Source organism: Xylanibacter ruminicola 23, from assembly GCF_000025925.1.
Lineage (GTDB): Bacteria > Bacteroidota > Bacteroidia > Bacteroidales > Bacteroidaceae > Prevotella > Prevotella ruminicola.
Genome location: NC_014033.1, coordinates 1,206,136 through 1,227,720, shown reverse-complemented (window position 1 = coordinate 1,227,720; position 21,585 = coordinate 1,206,136). Strand labels below are relative to the sequence as shown.

Annotated in this window: 25 protein-coding genes and 1 tRNA gene; 20 read left to right on the top strand and 6 right to left on the bottom strand. The window is 44.4% G+C overall.

The features are described 5' to 3' along the window. The 4 genes from PRU_RS05475 to PRU_RS05460 all read left to right on the top strand — a co-directional run bounded on the left by PRU_RS05475 (nt 1) and on the right by PRU_RS05460 (nt 3,574). On the top strand, nt 1-219 hold the full coding sequence (locus tag PRU_RS05475) for a hypothetical protein (protein WP_041385769.1): 219 nt from the start codon (nt 1-3) through the stop codon (nt 217-219). Nucleotides 220-224: 5 nt separating this feature from the next. Further along, complete coding sequence (locus PRU_RS05470) at nt 225-2,384, top strand: AAA family ATPase (RefSeq protein WP_013064822.1); 2,160 nt, start codon at nt 225-227, stop codon at nt 2,382-2,384. Between the two features lie 2 nt (nt 2,385-2,386). Next, complete coding sequence (locus PRU_RS05465) at nt 2,387-2,965, top strand: hypothetical protein (RefSeq protein ID WP_041385767.1); 579 nt, start codon at nt 2,387-2,389, stop codon at nt 2,963-2,965. 69 nt (nt 2,966-3,034) lie between these two features. Next, nucleotides 3,035-3,574, top strand: a complete 540-nt coding sequence (locus PRU_RS05460; protein WP_041385766.1) for a hypothetical protein — start codon at nt 3,035-3,037, stop codon at nt 3,572-3,574. Nucleotides 3,575-3,901: 327 nt separating this feature from the next. On the opposite strand, the gene PRU_RS05450 is transcribed toward PRU_RS05460, so the two are convergent. Further along, a complete protein-coding gene (locus PRU_RS05450) occupies nt 3,902-4,318 on the bottom strand; it encodes a pilus assembly protein HicB (RefSeq protein WP_228376358.1) in 417 nt (138 codons plus the stop codon). A gap of 641 nt (nt 4,319-4,959) precedes the next feature. Between PRU_RS05450 and PRU_RS05445 the strand changes: the two genes are divergently transcribed. The 10 genes from PRU_RS05445 (at nt 4,960) to mtgA (ending at nt 13,479) form a co-directional block, all read left to right on the top strand. Further along, the gene (locus tag PRU_RS05445; protein WP_041385763.1) at nt 4,960-6,072 is read left to right on the top strand and encodes a hypothetical protein; all 1,113 of its coding nucleotides are present in this window, start codon (nt 4,960-4,962) and stop codon (nt 6,070-6,072) included. Between the two features lie 223 nt (nt 6,073-6,295). Then, the gene (locus tag PRU_RS05440) at nt 6,296-6,493 is read left to right on the top strand and encodes a hypothetical protein (RefSeq protein WP_041385761.1); all 198 of its coding nucleotides are present in this window, start codon (nt 6,296-6,298) and stop codon (nt 6,491-6,493) included. Between the two features lie 45 nt (nt 6,494-6,538). Beyond that, nucleotides 6,539-6,820, top strand: coding sequence for a DUF3127 domain-containing protein (locus PRU_RS05435; RefSeq protein ID WP_013063205.1), 282 nt, complete (start codon nt 6,539-6,541; stop codon nt 6,818-6,820). A gap of 14 nt (nt 6,821-6,834) precedes the next feature. Next, complete coding sequence (locus PRU_RS05430) at nt 6,835-7,395, top strand: hypothetical protein (protein WP_224083024.1); 561 nt, start codon at nt 6,835-6,837, stop codon at nt 7,393-7,395. Between the two features lie 116 nt (nt 7,396-7,511). Continuing rightward, nucleotides 7,512-7,883, top strand: a complete 372-nt coding sequence (locus tag PRU_RS15570; RefSeq protein WP_013064986.1) for a hypothetical protein — start codon at nt 7,512-7,514, stop codon at nt 7,881-7,883. After that, a complete protein-coding gene (locus PRU_RS15245) occupies nt 7,880-10,222 on the top strand; it encodes a hypothetical protein (RefSeq protein WP_013064291.1) in 2,343 nt (780 codons plus the stop codon). Before PRU_RS15570 ends, PRU_RS15245 begins: the two co-directional genes overlap by 4 nt. A 138-nt stretch (nt 10,223-10,360) precedes the next feature. Continuing rightward, nucleotides 10,361-10,711, top strand: a complete 351-nt coding sequence (locus tag PRU_RS05415) for a D-Ala-D-Ala carboxypeptidase family metallohydrolase (RefSeq protein ID WP_373314218.1) — start codon at nt 10,361-10,363, stop codon at nt 10,709-10,711. 152 nt (nt 10,712-10,863) lie between these two features. Beyond that, entirely contained in the window at nt 10,864-11,931 is a 1,068-nt protein-coding gene (locus PRU_RS05410; protein WP_013065216.1) for a linear amide C-N hydrolase, read from the top strand. A 145-nt stretch (nt 11,932-12,076) separates the two neighbouring features. Then, nucleotides 12,077-12,757 carry an OmpA family protein gene (locus tag PRU_RS05405; protein WP_013065620.1) on the top strand — a complete coding sequence of 227 codons (681 nt, stop codon included), beginning with the start codon at nt 12,077-12,079 and terminating at the stop codon, nt 12,755-12,757. Nucleotides 12,758-12,792: 35 nt separating this feature from the next. After that, the gene (mtgA, locus tag PRU_RS05400) at nt 12,793-13,479 is read left to right on the top strand and encodes a monofunctional biosynthetic peptidoglycan transglycosylase (protein WP_080517170.1); all 687 of its coding nucleotides are present in this window, start codon (nt 12,793-12,795) and stop codon (nt 13,477-13,479) included. 4 nt (nt 13,480-13,483) lie between these two features. Here mtgA and PRU_RS05395 read toward each other — a convergent pair whose 3' ends face one another. From PRU_RS05395 to PRU_RS15240, 3 genes are read right to left on the bottom strand one after another with little or no spacing between them, the layout of a single operon-like run. Next, nucleotides 13,484-14,290 (bottom strand): TrmH family RNA methyltransferase, encoded by an 807-nt coding sequence (locus PRU_RS05395; RefSeq protein WP_013065215.1) that lies wholly within the window; start codon nt 14,288-14,290, stop codon nt 13,484-13,486. Then, a complete protein-coding gene (locus tag PRU_RS05390) occupies nt 14,287-15,519 on the bottom strand; it encodes a M64 family metallopeptidase (protein WP_013063254.1) in 1,233 nt (410 codons plus the stop codon). The genes PRU_RS05395 and PRU_RS05390 overlap by 4 nt, the downstream gene beginning before the upstream one ends. Next, nucleotides 15,516-15,908, bottom strand: coding sequence for a 2-amino-4-hydroxy-6-hydroxymethyldihydropteridine diphosphokinase (locus PRU_RS15240; protein WP_013063996.1), 393 nt, complete (start codon nt 15,906-15,908; stop codon nt 15,516-15,518). The genes PRU_RS05390 and PRU_RS15240 overlap by 4 nt, the downstream gene beginning before the upstream one ends. A 318-nt stretch (nt 15,909-16,226) precedes the next feature. On the opposite strand from PRU_RS15240, the gene serC reads away from it, so the two are divergent. The 6 genes from serC to PRU_RS05355 all read left to right on the top strand — a co-directional run bounded on the left by serC (nt 16,227) and on the right by PRU_RS05355 (nt 20,712). Continuing rightward, the gene (serC, locus tag PRU_RS05380; RefSeq protein WP_013064757.1) at nt 16,227-17,294 is read left to right on the top strand and encodes a 3-phosphoserine/phosphohydroxythreonine transaminase; all 1,068 of its coding nucleotides are present in this window, start codon (nt 16,227-16,229) and stop codon (nt 17,292-17,294) included. A gap of 34 nt (nt 17,295-17,328) precedes the next feature. Further along, a complete protein-coding gene (locus PRU_RS05375; protein ID WP_041385755.1) occupies nt 17,329-17,691 on the top strand; it encodes a four helix bundle protein in 363 nt (120 codons plus the stop codon). Nucleotides 17,692-17,727: 36 nt separating this feature from the next. Beyond that, on the top strand, nt 17,728-18,645 hold the full coding sequence (locus PRU_RS05370; RefSeq protein ID WP_013065456.1) for an NAD(P)-dependent oxidoreductase: 918 nt from the start codon (nt 17,728-17,730) through the stop codon (nt 18,643-18,645). A gap of 79 nt (nt 18,646-18,724) precedes the next feature. Then, complete coding sequence (locus PRU_RS05365) at nt 18,725-19,150, top strand: HIT family protein (RefSeq protein WP_013063665.1); 426 nt, start codon at nt 18,725-18,727, stop codon at nt 19,148-19,150. A 37-nt stretch (nt 19,151-19,187) separates the two neighbouring features. Continuing rightward, the gene (locus PRU_RS05360; protein WP_013063529.1) at nt 19,188-20,435 is read left to right on the top strand and encodes a DUF1015 domain-containing protein; all 1,248 of its coding nucleotides are present in this window, start codon (nt 19,188-19,190) and stop codon (nt 20,433-20,435) included. A 4-nt stretch (nt 20,436-20,439) separates the two neighbouring features. Further along, nucleotides 20,440-20,712 (top strand): TIGR03905 family TSCPD domain-containing protein, encoded by a 273-nt coding sequence (locus PRU_RS05355; protein WP_013064145.1) that lies wholly within the window; start codon nt 20,440-20,442, stop codon nt 20,710-20,712. Nucleotides 20,713-20,759: 47 nt separating this feature from the next. Here PRU_RS05355 and PRU_RS05350 read toward each other — a convergent pair. Continuing rightward, nucleotides 20,760-20,847 (bottom strand) — tRNA-Ser (locus PRU_RS05350). 102 nt (nt 20,848-20,949) lie between these two features. Then, nucleotides 20,950-21,534, bottom strand: coding sequence for an IMPACT family protein (locus PRU_RS05345; protein ID WP_013064188.1), 585 nt, complete (start codon nt 21,532-21,534; stop codon nt 20,950-20,952). Nucleotides 21,535-21,585: the final 51 nt, after the last annotated feature.

The following is a 21,585-nucleotide window of genomic DNA, read 5'->3' as shown; positions in this document are numbered from 1 at the left end:
ATGGAATATAGAGCAAAAGACAAATTACTTCAAGCAGTTTTGAAAGAACCTATACTTTGTAAGTATGGCGAATATGACCCAGACGATTATCTGACCGTTGATGATGCAATAGAGTCAGATAATGAAGTTGTAAGTGCTGTTGGTCGTATTATTGAAAGGCAATCATCTAATGTGTCTGACAGGGACATTTATAGAGAAGTGTGTAATCATTTAAGCTGACGGTTATGATTTTAAAAGAACTTGAAATACGTAACTTTCGCAGTTACTATGGAAATGAGAATCGATTTGAGTTTAATCCAACAGGACTCACATTAATTATCGGAGACAATGGAGATGGTAAAACCACTTTCTTCGAAGCCTTAGAATGGCTGTTTGATACAACGGGATTACGTGAGAAGGATGAAATCTTCAATATATCGGAGATGCGTAAGTCTCAAATGATTGTAGGCGATGAAGATGAAGTTCGTGTTACAATTAAATTTGATCATGAGGGCGAAAAGGAATTGACGAAAGCTTTTTCCTTTAGAAAGACCGATGCTAACGCGGTTGAAATTGTGTCAAGAGAATTCTATGGTTACCGTTTCAATGGTATCGAACGTGAGCAAATTGATGGTCGACAGATACTTAATTCGTGCTTTGATGCAGAGATTCGTAGATACAGTATGTTTAAAGGCGAAACTCAACTTGATATTTTCCACGAAGATACTGAAGCATTAAAGCGATTACTAAGAACCTTCTCAGATATAACTCGACTTGACAAGTTTGCTGAACTAACTCTTAGTTTAAAAGAACAAGCAAGTAAGGCTCATTCAAACGAGTTGAAGAAAGATAAGAAAACGGCACAGGAGGCTCAGCGTTTAGAACATGTACTTAATAGAATTGAGAGTGAAATCTCAGATACACGTCGGCAAATTAAAGATCAAGAAGAGAACTCTCGAGTCTATAAGGGTAAACTCGATAAAATGGTTGACAATCGTGAAATTAAAGAAAAGCTTGATTCTATCAATGAGAGAATAAAGGACTACGAGGAGAAAGTCAGAAGAATGAGGAGCTATACTAATGTAGACTTTAATACTTCTCTATTAGATAATCAGTGGATATTGTGTGCTTATCCAAAGATTTTTGAGGAATTCAAGAAAAAAGTTTCTTTATTCAGTAAAGAGCGTCGTAAACAACATGACGAATATTTAATTGAAAAAGGTAAACAACAGCAATTGGCTGCTTTGGCTCTTCCTGAAGGTAAAACAAAACTTCCATGGTTCGTTCCAAATGAAGAATATTTGGTGGAAATGATTGATGATGAATGTTGTAAAGTTTGCGGAAGACCAGCTCCCAAAGGTTCAGAAGCATATGAATTTATGGTTCAAAAACTTCAAGAAGCGTTAAAAAATAGACAGAAACAACAGAAGACTGAGGATGAGGATATTTTTAAATTCAATTATGTTGAAGAATTACAGCACCTCAGTATAAGTTATGGCGGTCCAAAAGAACGTTCTGTCGCTAATCGCACCGATACGATTCAACAGGAATTGGAATTTATTGCTGACCGTACCAAGGAAATGCAGAAATGGCAACAAGCGCTTGATGATGCTAAGGACGAGAAGTCTCGGACATTATCACAACTGAATGGCATTTCGGAGGAAGATATTAATCGTTCTGCTAAGGATGTCCGCGATTTTATGAATAGGCATGAGTCTGCCCAGCAAAGATTAGGAGAATTGCGTGTGATACTTGAAGGTCTACGTAAAGAGAAGGAAGAAACTGAGAGTGAGTTGTCTTCTTTGGATACTGGTAACAAGGAAGTAACCAGACTTGGGCGTATACACAATATCTTTGATCATATCTATAAGGCTTTTGTTTCTGCACGCGAGACCAATCGTAAGAATTTTATTTCTCACCTCAAAACACTCTCTAACAAGTATTTAGCAGAACTAAGTGGTAACGATTTCCATGGAATCATTGAAATGATGCGCAGTCAGGAAACTGAAAGTATAGATGTTGTGCTCAGGAGTGAAAATGGTACTATAGTGACCAGTCCGTCTGAGTCGCAAAAGACAACGATGTATATGGCGGTCCTCTTTGCTATAGCTAAAGTTACTGCAGAGAAAAGAGAAACTGAATATCCACTGATCTTTGATGCGCCTACATCTTCATTTGGACAAATGAAGGAAACAGAATTCTACGAAATAATCAATAAAATCCAGAAACAGTGTGTTATTGTAACCAAAGATATGTTAGAATTTGATGCGGCTACCCAAAAAAGCAATATCAAATCTGCTGCGTACTCTCTTTCATGTCCAATCTATAGAATAGAAAAGGATAGGGTGGGCTTTAACAAAAACGATCTTTCTACAATTAGAGTAAGAACTACAAAAATTAAGTAATTATGGCAGAGACTTTATATGATCTATGGGCAAAAAAGAACCCAGATTTCGAGGTTAGATTCGAACCGTTATTACGTCAATATTGTGACTATGGCAAAGGCTATAACGAGTATACTGAGTCAAAAGCTAAAATTCTTGGAGCTGGCTACGAGTTGTACATCGTTGCATTCTTCATTGGATTATATGCAGACAACCCAAAACCGTTAAATCCTGATCCGATTAAGCGAAAAGGACTTGGTCAACCAATAATGTATTGGGGAAACATTGAGAATCGAAAGATGCGAAAGGCTTATCCCCAGCTTCGATATTATATGTTTATCGCATTGTTAGCTCGCACGAACATAGATTTTATAGCTTTGGACAAAGGCGAACTGACTGTCCAACGGGCTGTTGCTGAATTGAAGAAGAAAATGGAAGAGTATGCAAATTTTGGGTTTGATTATATTCACGAAAAGCTAGAGGAAGATTCGAATTGGCTTTCTCGAAATTCTTCTCTTCTTGATACTTTTCTCTCATTTGCTGTTGATAAGAAAGAAGATTTGACTGGTGGGTCTGATGACGATGAACCTGAAGAAATTTAATTATATCGTAGATATGTTATAACTTTCCCTATTTTTTTGTAACTTTGCGCCAACTAAAGGCGTAAAGTTATGAATAGGGTTATAAGCTTTTTTAGCTATGAGCAATGCTTTAAGCATTACACAAAGCAGATAATGAGTATTAGACAGGCTAAGATTCATGGTGAGATTATTGTGGCTAAGCCTGTCCTGTTGCTGGCAATTATTGATGGTGTTGAGGCTAATGTGTTCCGGAATAATCAGTTTGCAATAAACGATTGGCTCGAAGGACGATATAAAATGTTGATGTCGAAATATGCTAAGGAATCTCAGTTTGACAATCTAACTGGTATTGAAAAACCATTCTGGCATTTGGAATCTGATGGGTTCTGGCATTTGAACTATCAGGGTGAACGACTCTGTAAAGGGCGTACTCCATCAAAGGCATGGTTGAAAGAAAGTGTAGATTATGCCTATTTTGATGAGGCTCTGTGGATATTGCTGCAAAACAAAGAATGGCGTCTGAAGTTGCGAGACTACATTATAGAGCATAAGCTAACGGATGGTTTCTGGAATAACAAGGATACAGCTGTTAATCTTTGTGCTCTAGCAGCTATCATTCTTGTGGCATAATGTTGGTAAACAAAAATAGAATAATTATGGGTGCTTTTCCTTATTTATGGTTGCTGTTTAACACTACAATAGGCAGGGTAATTCTTGTCTTGCTTGCAATATATGTTATTATTTATGTATTCAAATGGTGGTCGCTTCTTATTGTTGCGGTTATCCTGATTCTTTTTGCTTATGTTGTGTATGTGGCGCATGAAGATTCTAGAAAGTTGAGAAAGATAAGGAAGGCTAGGTCACAAAGAAAAAAAGATTCATGATTACTCTTTATATGAATGTTGTAGATGTTTCAAAATAAATGTGGTCGCAAATTGCGACCACATTATTTTGATTCTATAATGAAACGGCAGCTAGATCTGCGCTCATTTTTTGGATGGCTACCAAGATTTTTTCTTTGGTCTTTTCGCCTGCATAGGCAGCACCTATCTTGTATTGGCGCATTTTACTTTCGTTGATACCTGCAAACTTGGCAAATTTGCTGATGTTAATCCATTCGAAGTAATTGAAAAAGGACTGTAGATCGTATTTGTACTCAATCTTGATTTCCTGAAGATTCTTGGGAAGACTGCCGTGTTCTTTCACGTATTCTTCCTGAGCTTCCTTCACGATAGCTGCCATGTCGGCTTTGGCTTCGTCAACACTGTTTCCATACCCACCCAAACAGAAGTTTCCAATCTGGGCATCGCATGCAATGGAGTAATAACCATTGTCTGTTCTTTCCACAATTGCTTCAACCTTCATATTATTCATTGTTTTAAACCATCTAAAAGCCCTCCAACACTAGCAAAAGTAACGATTTTGTTGCTAACATACAAACAAAATAGTAACAATATTGTTATTGTTATACATATTTAACATAAAATGATCGCTTGATGTCAATGATTTGCTGATTAGTTTGTCTTTAGGTCGATTTTGTAAGGTCGGAGATTGCAATTTGGGATTTGGCTGAAAATATTTTTGTTTGGTGGATTTTCTATGTTTTATTTACAAAATGTGGGCGGATTTTGGTGGGGTGCTGCGACTCGCAGCAGGTAACTGTTGTAATATAGTGAATCTATTGGAAAAACCAAGGAAATACACTAAAAATTTAGTGGTGCTCGCGAATAAAAAAGATTAATATTTTTGCTTTTGATTACTGGAGAAGTATTATATTTGCAGCCGAATAATTAACTAATAAACGTTGTTATATAAAAACTATAAGTATGGATACAATTAACAATGAGCTAGAAAGAGCTCAACTTGGGGCAGCTTCGGCTGCTGGCTGCGGAGCGCCCCTTGATTACCTGCCAAGCTTAAAAATTTACATCAACCTTGCCAGGGAAATAGCCAGCCAATATTGTGTGGTATCTATTGAAAACAGTAGAATTAGAGCCTTTGTTGCTCGGTTCTTTATGCGACAACTGAAGGATGCCGTGAAGTTACTACCGGGGTATATCGAAGACCTGAAACGTGGTAAGTGCATGGAGGCTTTCAGCATCTCGTCGGGGTTGCATCGCAAAGAATTGTTCTGGCTGTGGTGCGAAAGAATCTGCAGCGACATGGAAGTGGAAAGCTTTTACGAGAGTCTGAAATGCTGCATCGAAGAACTGAAAACGCTATTGGCTGAGGCTGAGAAAGCGTTGATGCATTGCGATTCTGCCATGTTTGAGAAATTCTATTTTGCCAAAAAGCAGAACTACAGTGGCGATGCGATATCGAAGAGATTTGAGAAATGGCGGTACGAGAACCTGTGTGTAACCATCGACAAACTGAGAGAACTGCAGGCCAAAGTGGTAGCCGAATCGCTAACAAAAGGTATCATGAGATTTGCGCCTGTGCCGTCGCAGAAAGAACTAAACGAGGTGCAAATGGACTATCTGAAAGGATTTCTGCCTTATGATTTTGTGATGAGTGACGATTTTTGTGTGTCATGTGCCCAGTGGCGGCAGTTTATACATTGGAACGACACCATACTTATTATCGACTACAAGAAATACGGGAAATACATCCAGAACCATTACTACGACTTTAGCGATACGCAGCTGCAAGCCATCTTTGAACTCGACATGAAGCTGTATCTGATACACAAGGAGATGGCTCGACTGAACCCAGAACTGATAAATGTGCTACAACCTACAGAAACAGGACAGTTGGAAGATACTATTTTATTTGCACCTTATAATACCATCACTAGGATGCTGCAGCAGGATTGGTTTGATGCAGTTTCGGTTGATAAGGAGAAATATACTGCCACGTGGCGTGATGAGCTGGTGAGCTGTCTGATGAAATCGGAGATAGGGCATGTGATAGCCGAAGAGTGGCAGAAAACCAACAAACGACCACAGCTGAAGGCTGCTGTGGTGGGTAGCCTGAAAAAGGCTGGCGTAATACAAGGCAGCGATTTGGGTATTGCATCGGCTATTGTGGGCGATGATAAAAAAGAAAGTAAGAATTTTGCCATCTATATGGGAATGGGGAAGAAAGGGCCCATTGCTGATTGGATTTGTAACCATGTGAAAGACTGAATTAAGCCTAAAATTCTATTAAAAAGTTCTACTGGCATTCTATAGGAATGTTAGTAGAATTTTTTTTTAATTTTTTCTTGCCTGTAAACAAAGACGTTTGCGGGCATTGGGGGCTGTTCTATTGAAAACTCTATTGAAAAAGATTTTTGAATAGAATAATAGAACTCTACTTTTGCCGTCGGAAATCAGATGATAGTCGTCTGATAAAAATTAAAGTATTAAAATGGAAAAAGTAAAAATTAAAATTAGATCAGAAGGCCGGGTGAAACGGATAGAGTATCTGAGATACCTGGCTGATGTGAGAGCTGAAGAGCAACAGGCGGTGGATATGGGATACCGTATTACCCGCAAAAGTATCGAAGAGATACGAGAGGAATTCGTAAGAGTTTCAAATTTTGATTCAATCTATTTGGAAATTTAAAAATGTAACAATGAAATAATGTAACAATTAAAAAGTAAAAGAATTATGAACACAATGATTTTAAGAGTGAAAAAGTGCGGTGTGATGACTACCGTACAGAGTGAGAAAAGTGAGAATGGCGTACTTGACAAGCGTACACTGGTACTGCAGATGTTGGGTGGCAAGTATGAGGACAGCTTTGTGGTAACAGCCCTGGGCAGTTTGGCCACCATCGAGTGGACTGAGGGCGAGCTGGTTGCCTGTAGCATGAGCTTCAGAACCCACGAACACAACGGACAGGTGTACATGGACGTGATTGCGAACGAAATCCAAAAGATTAAACATTAAAGATTAAAAAAGTTATGTATTTAAGTGAAGCAATTAAAGCAATGGAGATGAACCTCCGCAGCACATGTATGATGCTGGAGGCTGTAAAAAACAATCAAGTGGACAAGGCTATAGACTACGACTGGCTACCTATGCAGGACCATCTTGCCCAGTGTGTGCCAACCGTTACTATTAGTCGGGATTCAAGTGTAGAAGACTGCTTGACTTATCTGGGCGAGCTGTATAAAGGGCTTACCAAAGCATGGAATCACTACCAGAAAGGTAATAGAGTGCTTGGAGTTTTGGAATGCGAAGAGGCGTATATGATTGACATGCTGTATGGCTTTATAGGTCACCAGTTTAACGAGGACTATGTGAAATGTGCCCGAGAGTGCGTTAAGGCATATAACCAGACGCCGATTAATCCTAATGAAGAGAAAAACGACGAGAACTTCATTAAGTGGCGTCGCACCGTACTCAACAAGTTCAATGAGATTCTTAAGAAGTATAAGATCGACATCACAAATAAAGGTGAATGGAGTATCCGCGTAGGCTATCTTGAAGAGTGGCTTGGAAGAAAGTACTGGAAAGATTAAAACATTCCTTATTTCATATTATTACTAGTTATTTGAGTTGAAGCTGAGGAGGATATTCTCGAGTAAATGGCCAAAGAATCCGAAACTTCTTCTCGCTTTAAAAACTCAAAAACAAAATGAAAACAAATAACAAATTAAACAAGACCGTAACTGTTAACGGCATGATGGCCGTTACAAAGAGTGATTTGGAAATGGATTATGTGCAGTTTTTGCCAGATAATCCGAGTATAGGACAAACAGACGCATTTTGCGGGCGAGGCTTAGGCCGGTTGCTTAGCAATGGATCGTTTGAGTTTACTCGTACCAAGCGATTGCGCCATAAACCTGAATTTAAAGGTGGTTACGCCAGTTTGTCGTTTGGTGCAGATGGTAATGATCGTGTAACTTTTGTGGTTCCTAACGAACTGCGCGCCCAGTTGCCCACCATCCTGCGAAAGGGTATTTGCCCAATCATTAAACACCTGCAAAAGAAAGGATTTAGTAAATGATTTACCGCATAGTAAATAAGGGTAAGAAGTTTGCTTATCTGGTAAAGAATCGTGAAGATTTCTTGGCGCTCAGAAACACCAAAGAGAATCTGGAGAACTTAGCTAAAGCGCGCAAAGGCGACGAGAAAGCTAAGGCCCAGTTGGTGCAGTTCGCCTACAATATCGGTGTACTGAAAAGCTCGGCTTTGGCTGGTTGCAAGAGTATCGGCAGCTACTTTTTCCACGATGTGGATTGCTACGATGCCGAACAGAGTGCAGCAATGGCGCAGCAGGTACTGGCTAAGAAGGATGAGATAGGCCTGATGATGCTGGAGAAGAGTGCGAGTGGAGGATATCATTTGGTTTGTAAACGCCAGCCTGGTACTACTATTCTCGAGAATCAAGTGCGTATTGCTACTATTCTGCAGATTGAGATGGACACCAATGTGCATGATTTGCAAAGGGTGGTTTACTCAACAAGTGGTAATGAAAAAGATTTACTTTATCTTGATGACGAGCTGTTTGATGAACCCATGACGGTTGAGGAGTGCGAGGCGGAATATGCCCGATTGAAAGACCGTGAGCGCAAAGGTGAAGAGCAGGTGCCGGCTGGGGCTAAAAAGGCGAGGAAGCACTATAAGCCGTGGGAAGATGATTTAGCAACGGATGACCGCGCGATGGGGCGTGACAAGGGACAGGGCCCAGTCACATCCTGCGACAGGGACCAGTCCCCAGTCACACCAGTCGATGAGAGGGTGAGGTTTGTGATGGAGGCGGTTTTGAAGGCTAAGGGGCTGGAGAAGTCGGACTTTACGGATATTGGCGGTAGGCATAATGCGGTGAAGATATTCCTGAGTGGCTGTAACCAGTTGCTAAGTAAGGAGGAGGCAAACGGGGCATTGGCTGAACTGATGCCTGAACATTGGGCTGATGAGAATGTACAGAAATGCCTGAGTGATTTTTATGCCAAGTATTACAATCCTGAACGAAAACTGAATAAGGACGAGGAGGCGATATTTACGAAGAGTAGGAGACTGGGGGATGATAAAGAAGCAGAAGTGAGTGATCGTTCTGCTCCTATTCCTCCTGAGATGCCAGCAAAGCTACCGAAACTGATTAAACTACTTACCAAGAATACCCCCAACCAATACAAAGCTGCGGTGGCGCATGCGGTGTTTCCATCGCTTGGCACACATCTGAAAGAGGTGGAATTTGAGTACACGGATTACGTGAAGCATGAGGCCACGCTGATGAACTGTCTGATGGCGCATACGGGCGCAGGTAAAGGCTGTATAGATGAGCCTATCCGTCATATTATGGCCGATATCAAAGCCCGCGATGCCGAGAATACCCGACGTGAGGCTGAGTGGAAAAAGGACTGTCAAAAGAAGGGTGCTAATAAGGATAAGCAGGTACGCCCCGAAGGACTGGTGATACAAGAGATTGATCCCGATATGACTAAGCCTGCATTGGTTACCCGTATGGACGAAGCCGAGGGCCACTTTGTGTATGTAAAGCTGAACGAGATTGATTTGTTTGAACAATTGAAAGGTCAGACTGGCAAGCAGCATTTCCAACTGATGTGCTTGGCTTTCGATCCAGGTGCTGAGTTCGGACAAACACGTATCGGTACCCAGAGTGTAACAGCAAGACCAAAGTGTAGGTTCAACTGGAACGCCTGTACTACCATCCAAAAAGGTCGTCGTTTTTTCAGTCGTGTTCTCACCGATGGTCCTATCAGCCGTATCAACTTCTGTACCATCCCAGAGATGGAGATTGGTGCTGAGCAGCCCATCTACGGCAAATACGACGAGGCATTTGATGCTGAACTGAAAACGTATATCGACAACCTTGTGTCGGCTCATGGTGTGGTGGATTGTCCGCAGGCATTCAAACTGGCTAAAAAGCTACAGGAGGAGTGTGCAGAATTTGCCCGATTGTCGCAGGACGAAACGTATTGGAACCTGTCGCATCGTGCCATCGTAATAGCCTGGTTAAAGGCTTGTGTGCTGTACGTAGCCAACGGCTGCCAATGGGAAAAGACGATTGAAGATTTTGTCCGTTGGAGCCTGCAGTACGATCTATGGTGCAAAATGCAGTTCTTCGGTGCTGATATTGAAAAGGCAAACCATGAAGGTGAATATAGAGAGCAGCCCGGTCCTAAGAATCTGTTAGATTTGCTGCCCGATGAGTTTACGCTTAATGATGCAATGCAGGCACGTGCTAAACAAGGTCTGCAAACTGATAAGCGCAAGTGTGCCAGAATGATACATCAGTGGGTATTCAGAAAGTATGTATTACAGATTACAGATTACAGTTACAAAAAGAGCGATAAATACAAGGAAAAATGTAAAAATTAAAAATGAGAAAATGTAAATATGGAAATAGTACAGTTAAATAGTAAAGCAAACCTCTCCGAGCATTTTGTGCTCGGGGAGTTCACCAGGAGCAAGTATCCTGAAGTGTATAATATCCCAAGTCATGAGGCGATTGCAAATATGAAGCGATTGTGTGTTTGGCTGGAAGAGTTAAGGAAGCGGTATAATGAGAAATATGGAGTAGGCGAGGAGCCCATCCATATAAACTCGGGGTATCGCAGTCCGCAGTTAAATAAAAAGGTTGGCGGAGTAGCTGGCAGTAACCACCTTACGGGGTGCGCCGTTGATATCCGGGTGTTGGGCACAGAGCAATTAATACGCTATGCAAATATACTGCTGGATTATGCGGATGAGAGCCATCAGGACTTCGACGAGCTACTGATTGAGAAGAACCGCTACGGTGCCATCTGGCTGCACTTTGCGGTACGTCCATTCAGTAATCGACGCAAAGTGAACTTTATTAATGCATAAAAAGAAAAACTTACGGAGATGTCATAATGTCTCCGTAAGTTATATGCATTTTTTACATAATTCTTTCAAAAAAAGCAAGTTAGAAGAAACTTTTTTGTATCTTTGCAGCATCAAACATAAATTTGAAAACGTTAATTATAAACTATAAACTAATGAAGAAAGTATTGAAAATTGCGCTATTCAGCGTCATGGGATTGGTTGTATTACTGGGAATTGCCGTGTGGTTGGAGTTCGGCCATCTGGTTAAAGGTGCAAACTCGTGTGTGAAACTGGACGACGGATTGTACTACATGGAGTACAAGGGCGACGACGGGTTTGACGGACTGATGGCCAAGGGTGGCATAGCTAAAGCCGACGAGCTGGCCGGATATGCCATCGAATTCCTGTCGAAGGGTCATTACAAGCCCGAAATCAGTACATCGAAGCAGACATACGGATGCTCGGCACTGACCGTAAACACGCCTGAGGGCGACATTCTGATGGGGCGCAACTTTGATTTCACATCGGCCATTGGCGTGATAATGCATTGCATCCCCGACAAAGGCTACGAAACAATTACCACCTTTAACGTGGAGTTCTACAACTTTGGCGAGAACTATAAACCCGAGGGATTTAAGAATCAGTATATGGCGCTTACAGGACTATTTGTGGCGCTGGACGGTATTAACGAGAAGGGACTGGCCATTGCCGACCTGATGGCTGGCGACACTGTGCAGACGCACCAGAACACCAGCAAACCCGACCTGACCACAACGGCTGCCATACCTTATATGCTGAAAAATGCTGCTACCGTTGACGAGGCGCTAAAACTGCTGGAGGGGATAGATATGCACTCGGACATAGGTTCGGCTCACCACTATGCGATGGCCGATGCTACGGGCAAAAGGGTAGTAGTGGAGTATGTGGACAATAAAATGGTGGTGGTAGAATCGCCTGCTGTGGCTAACCACTATCTGTGCGAGCAGAAACTGAATGCGGGTTTGGAGCCTGGCGATAAGCGTTACGACATGCTATGCGAGCGATATGCCGAAAACAACGGTGTGATGAACATGGAACAGCTTACAAACGCGATTGCATCGGTATCGCAACCACAGCGCGAAGGGTTCCTGGGCACAGCCTGGACCATGGTGATGAACCTGAAGCACCCTTCGGTTACCTATTATTCGCAGCGCCACTATAACAAGCCATTCTGCTTTAGTCTGAAATCGACTGCTGAGTAAAATCCTGCATCTCTCTACATAAAAATCATTAATCGGAACAAAAATACAAAAAATTATCGATTTAATGATACTCGCTTTAAAAAAATGTACTATCTTTGCAGGCAGAAACAATAGTAAACGATTAATTAACAAATTTAGAACGAGTATGAAAAGTATGAAATCAATTGCCGTAGCACTGTGCGCTTCGATGGTGCTGGCTGGATGTAACATGAGTAACACAGCTAAGGGTACAATGATTGGTGCTGGTGGCGGTGCTGCCCTGGGTGCTATTATTGGCAAGATTGCTGGTAACACAGCTGTTGGTGCCGCTATCGGTGGTGCTGTAGGTGCTGGTACTGGTGCAATCATCGGTAAGAAGATGGACAAGGCTAAGAAGGAGGCTGAGGCCGTTAAGAACGCTCAGGTTGAGACTATCACCGACGCTAACGGACTTGAGGCTGTTAAGGTTACATTTGATTCGGGTATTCTGTTTGCTACTAACAAGGCTGACCTGAATGCCTCGTCAAAGAGCTCACTGCAGCAGTTTGCTACCGTACTGAAGAACAACAGCGCTTGCGACGTTGCTATCTACGGTCACACCGACAATACTGGTAGCGATGCTATCAACAATCCTTTGTCGGTTAACCGAGCTAAGAGCGTATCTAACTATCTGAAGTCGCTGGGTGTTCCTGCTTCACAGATTAAGTCGGTTGACGGTCAGGGTTCTACCAACCCAGTTGCTGACAACAGCACAGCCGAGGGCCGCAAGCAGAACCGTCGCGTTGAGGTTTACATGTACGCTTCGGAGCAGATGATTAAGGATGCTAATGCTGAAGCTTCTAAATAATTGAACATTGAACATTGACAATTGACCATTTTCAATTGAAAGTATTTAAGAGCATAATAAAATGGATAGTGGTGGTATTTTTTGCCTCCACTATTCTTGCTGTTATGGCACTACGTTTCTTGCCGGTTTACTTTACACCTCTGATGTTTATACGCTGTTCGCAGCAGATTAGCGAGGGTAAGGACCTGAAGCTGAAACACCACTGGGTATCGCTGGACAAGATATCACCATCGTTGCCTATGGCGGTGATGGCGAGCGAGGATGCTAAATTCCTGCAGCATCACGGTTTCGACTTCCAGGCTATTGAGAAGGCTGCCAAACGTAACAGCAAGCACCCAGAGAAACGTAAGCTGGGTGCATCTACCATCTCGCAGCAAACGGCTAAGAATGTGTTCCTTTGGCCTGGACGCTCGTGGGTGCGTAAAGGGTTCGAGGTGTATTTTACAGCACTCATCGAACTGATGTGGAGTAAAGAGAGAATTATGGAGGTGTATCTGAACTCGATTGAGATGGGGGATGGTATCTATGGTGCACAGGCCGTTGCCGAAGAGCACTTTAATACCGATGCATCGGAGCTAACAAAGGCCCAATGCGCCCTGATTGCAGCTACACTGCCTAATCCACGTAAATTCTCGAGCAAGAATCCTTCGGGCTATATGTACAAGCGCCAAGGAAGGATTATGCGCGAGATGAAATACGTAGATAAACTATCTGATAAATAAGTACTTACTTTCTGAGTTCCCAGAAAGCCACTGCCGCTGCCGCTGCCACATTGAGTGAATCAACTTGGTGTGACATCGGTATGCGCACGGTGAAATCGGCGTTGGTGATAGTCTGCTGGGGCAGACCGTCGCCCTCGGTACCCATGATAAATGCCAGGCGCTCCTGCTGCTTCAGCACAGGATCATCGAGCGAGATGGATTTATCGGTGAGGGCCATTGCGGCTGTCTGATAGCCCAATGAGCGCAGGGTATCGTAAGAGTCGAGCCAAGTCCAGGGAACTAAAAATACCGAACCCATCGATACACGCACAGCGCGGCGATTCAAGGGATCGCAGCTGTTACGGGTAAGTAATACGGCATCGATGCCCAGAGCGGCTGCACTACGGAAGATGGCACCGATATTGGTGGTATCAACCACGCCATCGATCACCACGATGCGATGTTTCTGTCCGCTGGGAATGCTACCCAGCACCTGTTGTACGCTCAATTCAGGTTTGCGACGCATGGCGCAGAGCACGCCACGGGTGAGGGTATAGCCGGTAAGTTGGGCCAGCAGTTCGCGCTCGCCAGTATAGATAGGAATATCGCCACAGGCGGCAATAATATCGGCTGCATCGCCTGTAATATGCTTGCGCTCGCAAAGCAGCGCCTGGGGCTGATAGCCAGCCTGCAGGGCCACACGTATCACTTTAGGACTCTCGGCAATAAACAAGCCGCGTTCGGCATCAAGTTTGTTTCGGAGCTGCGCTTCGGTGAGCGTCCCAAACACCTCAATGCCAGGCTGTTGTAAGGATTGTATTTCAGTAATCATTTAGTATAAAAATCAATTAAACGTTGCAGGGCCTGCTGGCAAACCAAGCAGAACTCGGGTTCCTCGTTGGTGCGCATGCGACAGTTCTCGTAACCACGCCAAACACCCTTTGAGAGGTAACCGCCGCCCTCGATAAAACCGGCCTTTTTATCCTTAATCAGGTTCTCCCATTTGCCGTTGAAATCGTGCTTTGTTGTGAGATTAGGCTCCCAAGGCTCGGTATCGGCAAAATACATAGGATCGTCGTCGCCGTAAGGATACTCATCCCCCAGACCGCCAAACGAATGACCAAACTCGTGAACCACAACGGGACGGAAGTGCTTGCCGTGGGCATAAGTAAGGTTGTAAGAGTTGTAGATACCGCCGCCACCATAGCGATCGGTGTTTACCAGCACGATGATGTGCTCGTAAGGGATGCCTGCCAGCACATCGTGCAGCTTCTTCAGGTGCAGGGTAGTGAGGTAGCGCTCGCTATAGAAGGTGTCGAAATGCGAGCCGAGTGGGGTATTCTTCCAAATGCCCTTATTGGGCTCGCTGGTGCCGCTCTCAACAGATGGCGGCATCACAGCTATCATATTGAACTTCAGCTGGTTCTGCTTAAAGGGCTCGTGCTCGAACAGCGATTCCATCGCTATACGACAATCGTTCAGGAACACGTCCATCTCCTGCTGCTGATAGCCTTCGGCCACAAAAGCCACACGAATGCAGCGTGCGGTATCGGCAGCCTGCTGCAGGGTGACATGGGGTGTAATCTGGCGCTCGCCAGCCTTACGAATCAGAATATCCTTAGGATCTACCTTGTGGGTAAGACGGCTGATGACCTGATCGTGGTAATCAAAGAGCTCGACCTTGATTTCGACGGGCGATTTGGGGAAGGGCACCAGAAACACGTTCTCGAACGATTTCTGCGTTTGTTTGGCTTCGGCGGTAGATACCCACTCCTGGAACAAACTTGAGAACGAGTGGCGATAAATCACCATTCCATCGGCGAGCGAACGCACGGTAATCTGTCCGTTGCCCTTGAGTGGCAGCTCGGCCAGATGCTGCTTGCGCCCGTACCAGCGGGGCAAGCTTATCAACTCGTCGACAAATATCTGCTGACGGGTAGCATCGCCTGCAAAAGTATAGTCTAATCGCAGGGTTTTATCTTCGAAATAATCGTCGAAGTTCTGTGCTTGTGCGCTAAAAGATGACAAAAGTAACGCACTGATAATAAACAATTTTCTCATAATTCGTTAATTAAGTCCTTTACGTAGTTTCGTTCCCAGTCGCGATGGTGAAAACGCTCGCCATCGTACTCCAGCAAATCAAGGTCGACGGTTACAATACCATCCTCGTTATGCGTGCGACCCAGACGTTTCTCAATCTCCTTCAGCACCTCGTTCAGCAGGTTCATACCCAAGGCAGTGGTGCCTTTGCACAACTGATTAAGATATTTGGGCCATTGACCATTGACCATTGACCATTGACCATTTCCTACGGGTTCGGTGTAGATGGCGGAGGTGAAATGTACCTCGCTGAGCAGCTGGGTGAGCTGGGTGCGGGCAGCCTCTAAGTTGGCCTCGTGATTGATATTCGAAGCCAGACTGATAATAATATGATGTTCTTTCTGTATCATAACGATTGCAAAGATAGCTATTTTAAGGCACGAATTACACGAATTTCACGAATTTTAAAGAATTAATAATTATTTTCGTGTTAATTCGCGTAATTCGTGCCAAATATTCAGTATCTTTGCAACGTCATAATATATAATAAGGTGTAGCAATCTATCAAAAGCGGTAGAAAAATGCCATATTGAGTTGACAAAATGAAAGAAAAATAGGAAATATTGTGAATTTCTGCTTAAATATTTGGTGGATTAAAATAAAAAGTGTAATTTCGCAGCGTTTTTCAAAGACATAGAATATAAACCATTTAATAAATAAACAATCAAATGAAGAAGTACAACTTTAACGCCGGTCCCTCGATGCTTCCTCGCGAGGTGATTGAGAAGACCGCACAGCAGTGTCTTGATTTCAACGGCTCAGGTCTCTCTCTGATGGAGATCAGCCATCGTGCAAAGGACTTTCAGCCTGTAGTTGACGAGGCTGTAGCTCTCGTAAAGGAACTCCTTAACGTTCCCGAGGGTTACTCCGTGATTTTCCTTGGTGGTGGTGCCAGTCTGGAGTTCTGTATGATTCCTTATAACTTCCTGATTAAGAAGGCTGCTTACCTGAACACCGGTGTTTGGGCTAAGAAGGCTATGAAGGAAGCAAAGCTTTTCGGTGAGGTAGTAGAGGTGGCTTCTTCAGCTGATGCCAACTATACCTTCATCCCTAAGGATTGGACTGTTCCCGCTGATGCTGACTATCTGCACATCACAACAAATAATACTATCTATGGTACTGAGATCCGTAAGGACCTCGACGTTCCCGTTCGTCTGATTGCCGATATGTCATCAGATATCTTCAGCCGTCCTGTTGACGTTGCTAAGTACGATGCCATCTACGCTGGTGCTCAGAAGAACCTGGCTATGGCAGGTGTTACTATCGTGATTGTTAAGGACGACGCTCTGGGTAAGGCTCCACGTGAGATCCCAACCATGCTCGACTACCGTACACACGTAGATAAGGGCAGTATGTTCAATACTCCTCCTGTAGTTCCTATCTACAGCGCTCTCGAGAATCTGCGCTGGATCAAGGCCCAGGGTGGTGTAGAGGCTATGGATAAGCTGGCTCAGCAGCGTGCAGAGATTGTTTATGGCGAGATCGACCGCAACAAGATGTTCGTAGGTACAGCTAAGGCTGAGGATCGTTCGCTGATGAACATCTGCTTCGTAATGGCCGACGAGTACAAGGAGCTGGAGAAGGACTTCCTCGACTTCGCAGTATCAAAGGGTATGGTTGGTGTTAAGGGTCACCGCTCAGTTGGTGGTTTCCGTGCATCTTGCTACAACGCCCAGACCATCGAAGGCTGCAACGCTCTCGTAGCTTGCATGAAGGAATTCGAAGCAAATCATTAAGTCATTGACCATTGAGCATTGACAATTGACCATTATGAAGGCGGACAATCAGGTGCTGAATGACAGTAAAGCTTTTGCTCTTCGAATTATCAGATTATATAATTATCTGAAAGAAGAAAAACAGGTATATGTCCTGTCAAAGCAAGTACTGAGAAGTGGCACAAGCATTGGAGCCAACATTCGCGAAAGTGTTAATGCTCAAAGTCGAATGGATTTTATTAACAAGTTAAATATTGCTTTAAAGGAGGCAAACGAAACTGAATATTGGCTGGAGTTGCTCCATGAGTCAGAATATCTGGATAAAATGCAATTTGAATCTATTTATAATGATTGTGGAAAAATCGCAGCAACCCTGACCAAAATTATCAAAACAACAAAAACTGTCGATGAGAAATAATGGTCAATGGTCAATGTTCAATGTTCAATGAGTAAAATGAAAGTATTAGTTGCAACAGAGAAGCCATTTGCAGCAGCTGCTGTTAATGGTATTAAGGCAGAGATTGAGGCAGCCGGCAATGAGCTGGTACTGCTCGAGAAATATACAGAAAAGGCTCAGTTCCTGGCAGCCGTTGCTGATGCCGACGCACTCATTATCCGTAGCGATAAGGTGGATGCTGAGGTACTCGACGCTGCTAAGCAGTTGAAGATTGTGGTTCGTGCCGGTGCTGGTTACGACAACATCGATCTGGCTGCTGCTACTGCTCACAACGTAGTAGCCGAGAACACCCCAGGTCAGAACTCAAACGCTGTAGCCGAGTTGGTATTCGGATTGCTCGTGATGGCCGTTCGTGGTTTCTACAACGGTAAGAGCGGCAGTGAGCTGCTGGGTAAGAAGCTGGGTATCCTGGCTTTCGGTAATGTAGGTCGCAATGTGGCTCGCATCGCCAAGGGTTTCGGTATGGACGTTTATGCTTACGATGCTTTCTGCCCTGCAGAAGTGATCGAGGCAGCTGGCGTGCATGCTGTTTGCTGCCAGGAGAAGTTGTTCGAGACTTGCGACGTGGTTTCACTCCATATCCCTGCTACTCCTGAGACCAAGCAGAGCATCAACGCTGCTTTGGTTGGCAAGATGAAGAAGGGTGGCGTGCTTGTTAACACAGCCCGTAAGGAGGTTATCAACGAGCCCGAGCTGATTAAGCTGATGGCTGAGCGTGAGGACCTGAAGTTCGTGACCGACATCATGCCAGATGCTAACGATGAGTTCGCTAAGTTCGAGGGTCGCTACTTCTCAACTCCTAAGAAGATGGGTGCTCAGACAGCCGAGGCCAACATCAATGCTGGTATCGCTGCTGCCAAGCAGATCAACGCATTCTTCAAGGATGGCGACACCAAGTTCCAGGTAAACAAGTAATATACTTACATATCAGGTGCACAGGAGGGTTTAAGCCCTACTTGTGCACTTTTGTATTTTCCTAAAACCTATTTTAATTATGCAAAGTGATCCCAAACAGTGCTTGTATTGCACGAATAATCAGACGCTTCACGACCTGATGATTGAGTTTGCTCAACTGTCGGTGTCGCGAGCTTTTCTTTTTAAGGAGCAGACCTATCGCGGTCGTTGCCTGGTGGCCTATAAGGACCACGTTAACGACCTGAACGAGTTGAGCGACGAAGATCGCAACGCCTTTATGGCCGATGTGGCCAAGGTGACTAGTGCCATGCAGAAAGCATTCAACCCCGAGAAAATCAATTATGGTGCCTATAGCGACAAGCTGTCGCATCTGCACTTCCACCTGGCTCCCAAATATGTAGATGGCCCCGATTACGGCGGCGTGTTCCAGATGAACCCAGGCAAGGTATATCTTACCGACGCCGAATATGCCGAGATGATCGAAAAAATCAAGGCCAATCTTTAATCTTTTAATGTTTAATCATTAATGTTTCATATATAACATGGCTATTATCAAACCATTCAAGGGTATTCGCCCACCAAAAGAACTTGTAGAGCAAGTTGAGAGCCGTCCTTACGACGTGCTCGACAGTGAAGAGGCGAGGGCAGAGGCTGGCGACAACGAGAAGAGCCTCTATCACATTATCAAACCAGAGATTGATTTCCCCGTAGGCACATCGGAGTACGACCCACGTGTGTACGAGAAGGCTGCCGAGAACTTCCAGAAGTTCCAGGATAAGGGTTGGTTGGTACAGGATGCCGACGACCACTATTACATCTATGCGCAGACCATGAACGGAAAGACGCAGTACGGACTGGTGGTTGGCGCTTATGTAGATGACTACATGAAGGGCAACATCAAGAAGCACGAGCTGACCCGCAGAGATAAGGAAGAGGACCGCATGAAGCATGTTCGTGTGAACAATGCTAACATCGAGCCTGTATTCTTCGCTTATCCCGACAACACTGTACTGAACGAACTGATTATGCGTTATGCTGCTACCGAGCCCGAGTACGATTTCGTTGCTCCTATCGATGGTTTCCGTCATCAGTTCTGGGTAATCAGCGACGCTAAGGATATGCAGACTATTACTGAGCAGTTTGCCCAGATGCCATCGCTGTATATCGCCGATGGTCACCACCGTTCGGCTGCTGCCGCTCTGGTTGGTGCCGAGAAGCAGAAGCAGAATCCCAACCACAATGGTACCGAGGAGTATAACTACTTTATGGCAGTTTGCTTCCAGGCATCGCAGCTCACCATTCTGGATTACAACCGCGTAGTGAAGGATCTGAACGGCATGTCATCAGAAGAGTTCCTGGCTGCCCTGCAGGTAAACTTCGAGGTTGAGGATAAGGGTACCGAGATTTACAAGCCCCAGCAGCTGCACGAGTTCTCGCTCTATCTGGACGAGCACTGGTATAGCCTGAAGGCCAAGGAGGGTACTTACGACAATACCGACCCAATCGGCGTGCTGGATGTAGATATCTCGAGCCGCCTGATTCTGGATGAGATTCTGAACATCGGCGACCTGCGCTCATCACAGCGCATCGACTTTGTAGGCGGACTGCGCGGACTGAAAGAGCTGAAGCGCCGTGTTGACTCAGGCGAGATGCGTACTGCGCTTGCTCTCTATCCCGTATCTATGCAGCAGATTATGGATATTGCCGACAGCGGTAAGATTATGCCACCAAAGGCAACCTGGTTCGAGCCAAAACTGCGTTCAGGTCTGGTGATTCACAAGTTAAGCTAAGCCGATGAAGACTAAGCATATACAGTACGAAACTCAGGGCACATGTTCGAAACTGATCGACGTGACTGCCGATGAGAACAACGTGATACAGCAGGTGTTTTTCCTTGGAGGTTGCAATGGCAACCTTCAGGGAATAAGCCAGTTGGTGCGCGGACAGAAGATTGACGATGTGATACCCAAGATTAACGGCATTCGTTGTGGTGCCAAAGGTACATCGTGCCCCGATCAGTTATGCCGGGCACTTGAGAAACTCAAAGATGCTCCATTAGAGGGATAATAAAGAAATAAGGCTCCGGAAATTCCGAAGCCTTATTCTTTTCTTTGCGGAGAGTGAGGGATTCAAACCCCCGATACCCGAAAGGGGTATACCGGATTTCGAGTCCAGCGCGATCGATCACTCTGCCAACTCTCCAATCAAGCTTAAGCAAATCGATGTACTCGTTTTATATTTGCGAGTGCAAAGGTAATGCTTTTTTAGGAAACCACCAAACATTTTTTGCGGAAAATGCGATTTTTATTCGAATGACAGCTTAGAGAGTCGGTTGCGTAGTTGTTCGGCTTCCGATTTACGAATGCTGAGCTTGATTTCGCAGGTATTATCATAGGTTTGCGAAACAATACGTGGCTGCATCTCTTTCACAATTCGCATCACATCATTCATCAGCGGATAGGCGAAAATGTAGGTCACAATCTCCTCAACCTGACGGGTTTCAAACTCGGAGTGGGCTAGGGCATCGGCAGCTGCTTCGCGATAGGCCACAATCAAACCCGATGTACCTAAGTTCACACCACCATAATAACGCACCACTACTATCAGGATATCCGTTAACTCGTTGCTGTTAATCTGTCCCAGAATGGGTTTGCCGGCTGTGCTCGATGGTTCGCCATCGTCGTTAGCGCGGAACTCCAATCGTTCGGCACCTAACATATACGCATAGCAAACATGGCGGGCATCGTAGTACTTCTTACGATATCCGGCTAATAATTCCTTGATTTCATCAAGGGTTTCTACATGATGAGCGAAGGCGAGGAACTTGCTACGCTTTTCAGTGTAATATCCCTCACCTCCGCTTTTTAGTGTTTTATACTCGTCAATCATTTATCATTGAACATTGACCATTGAACATTGACCATTTATCATTGACCACTG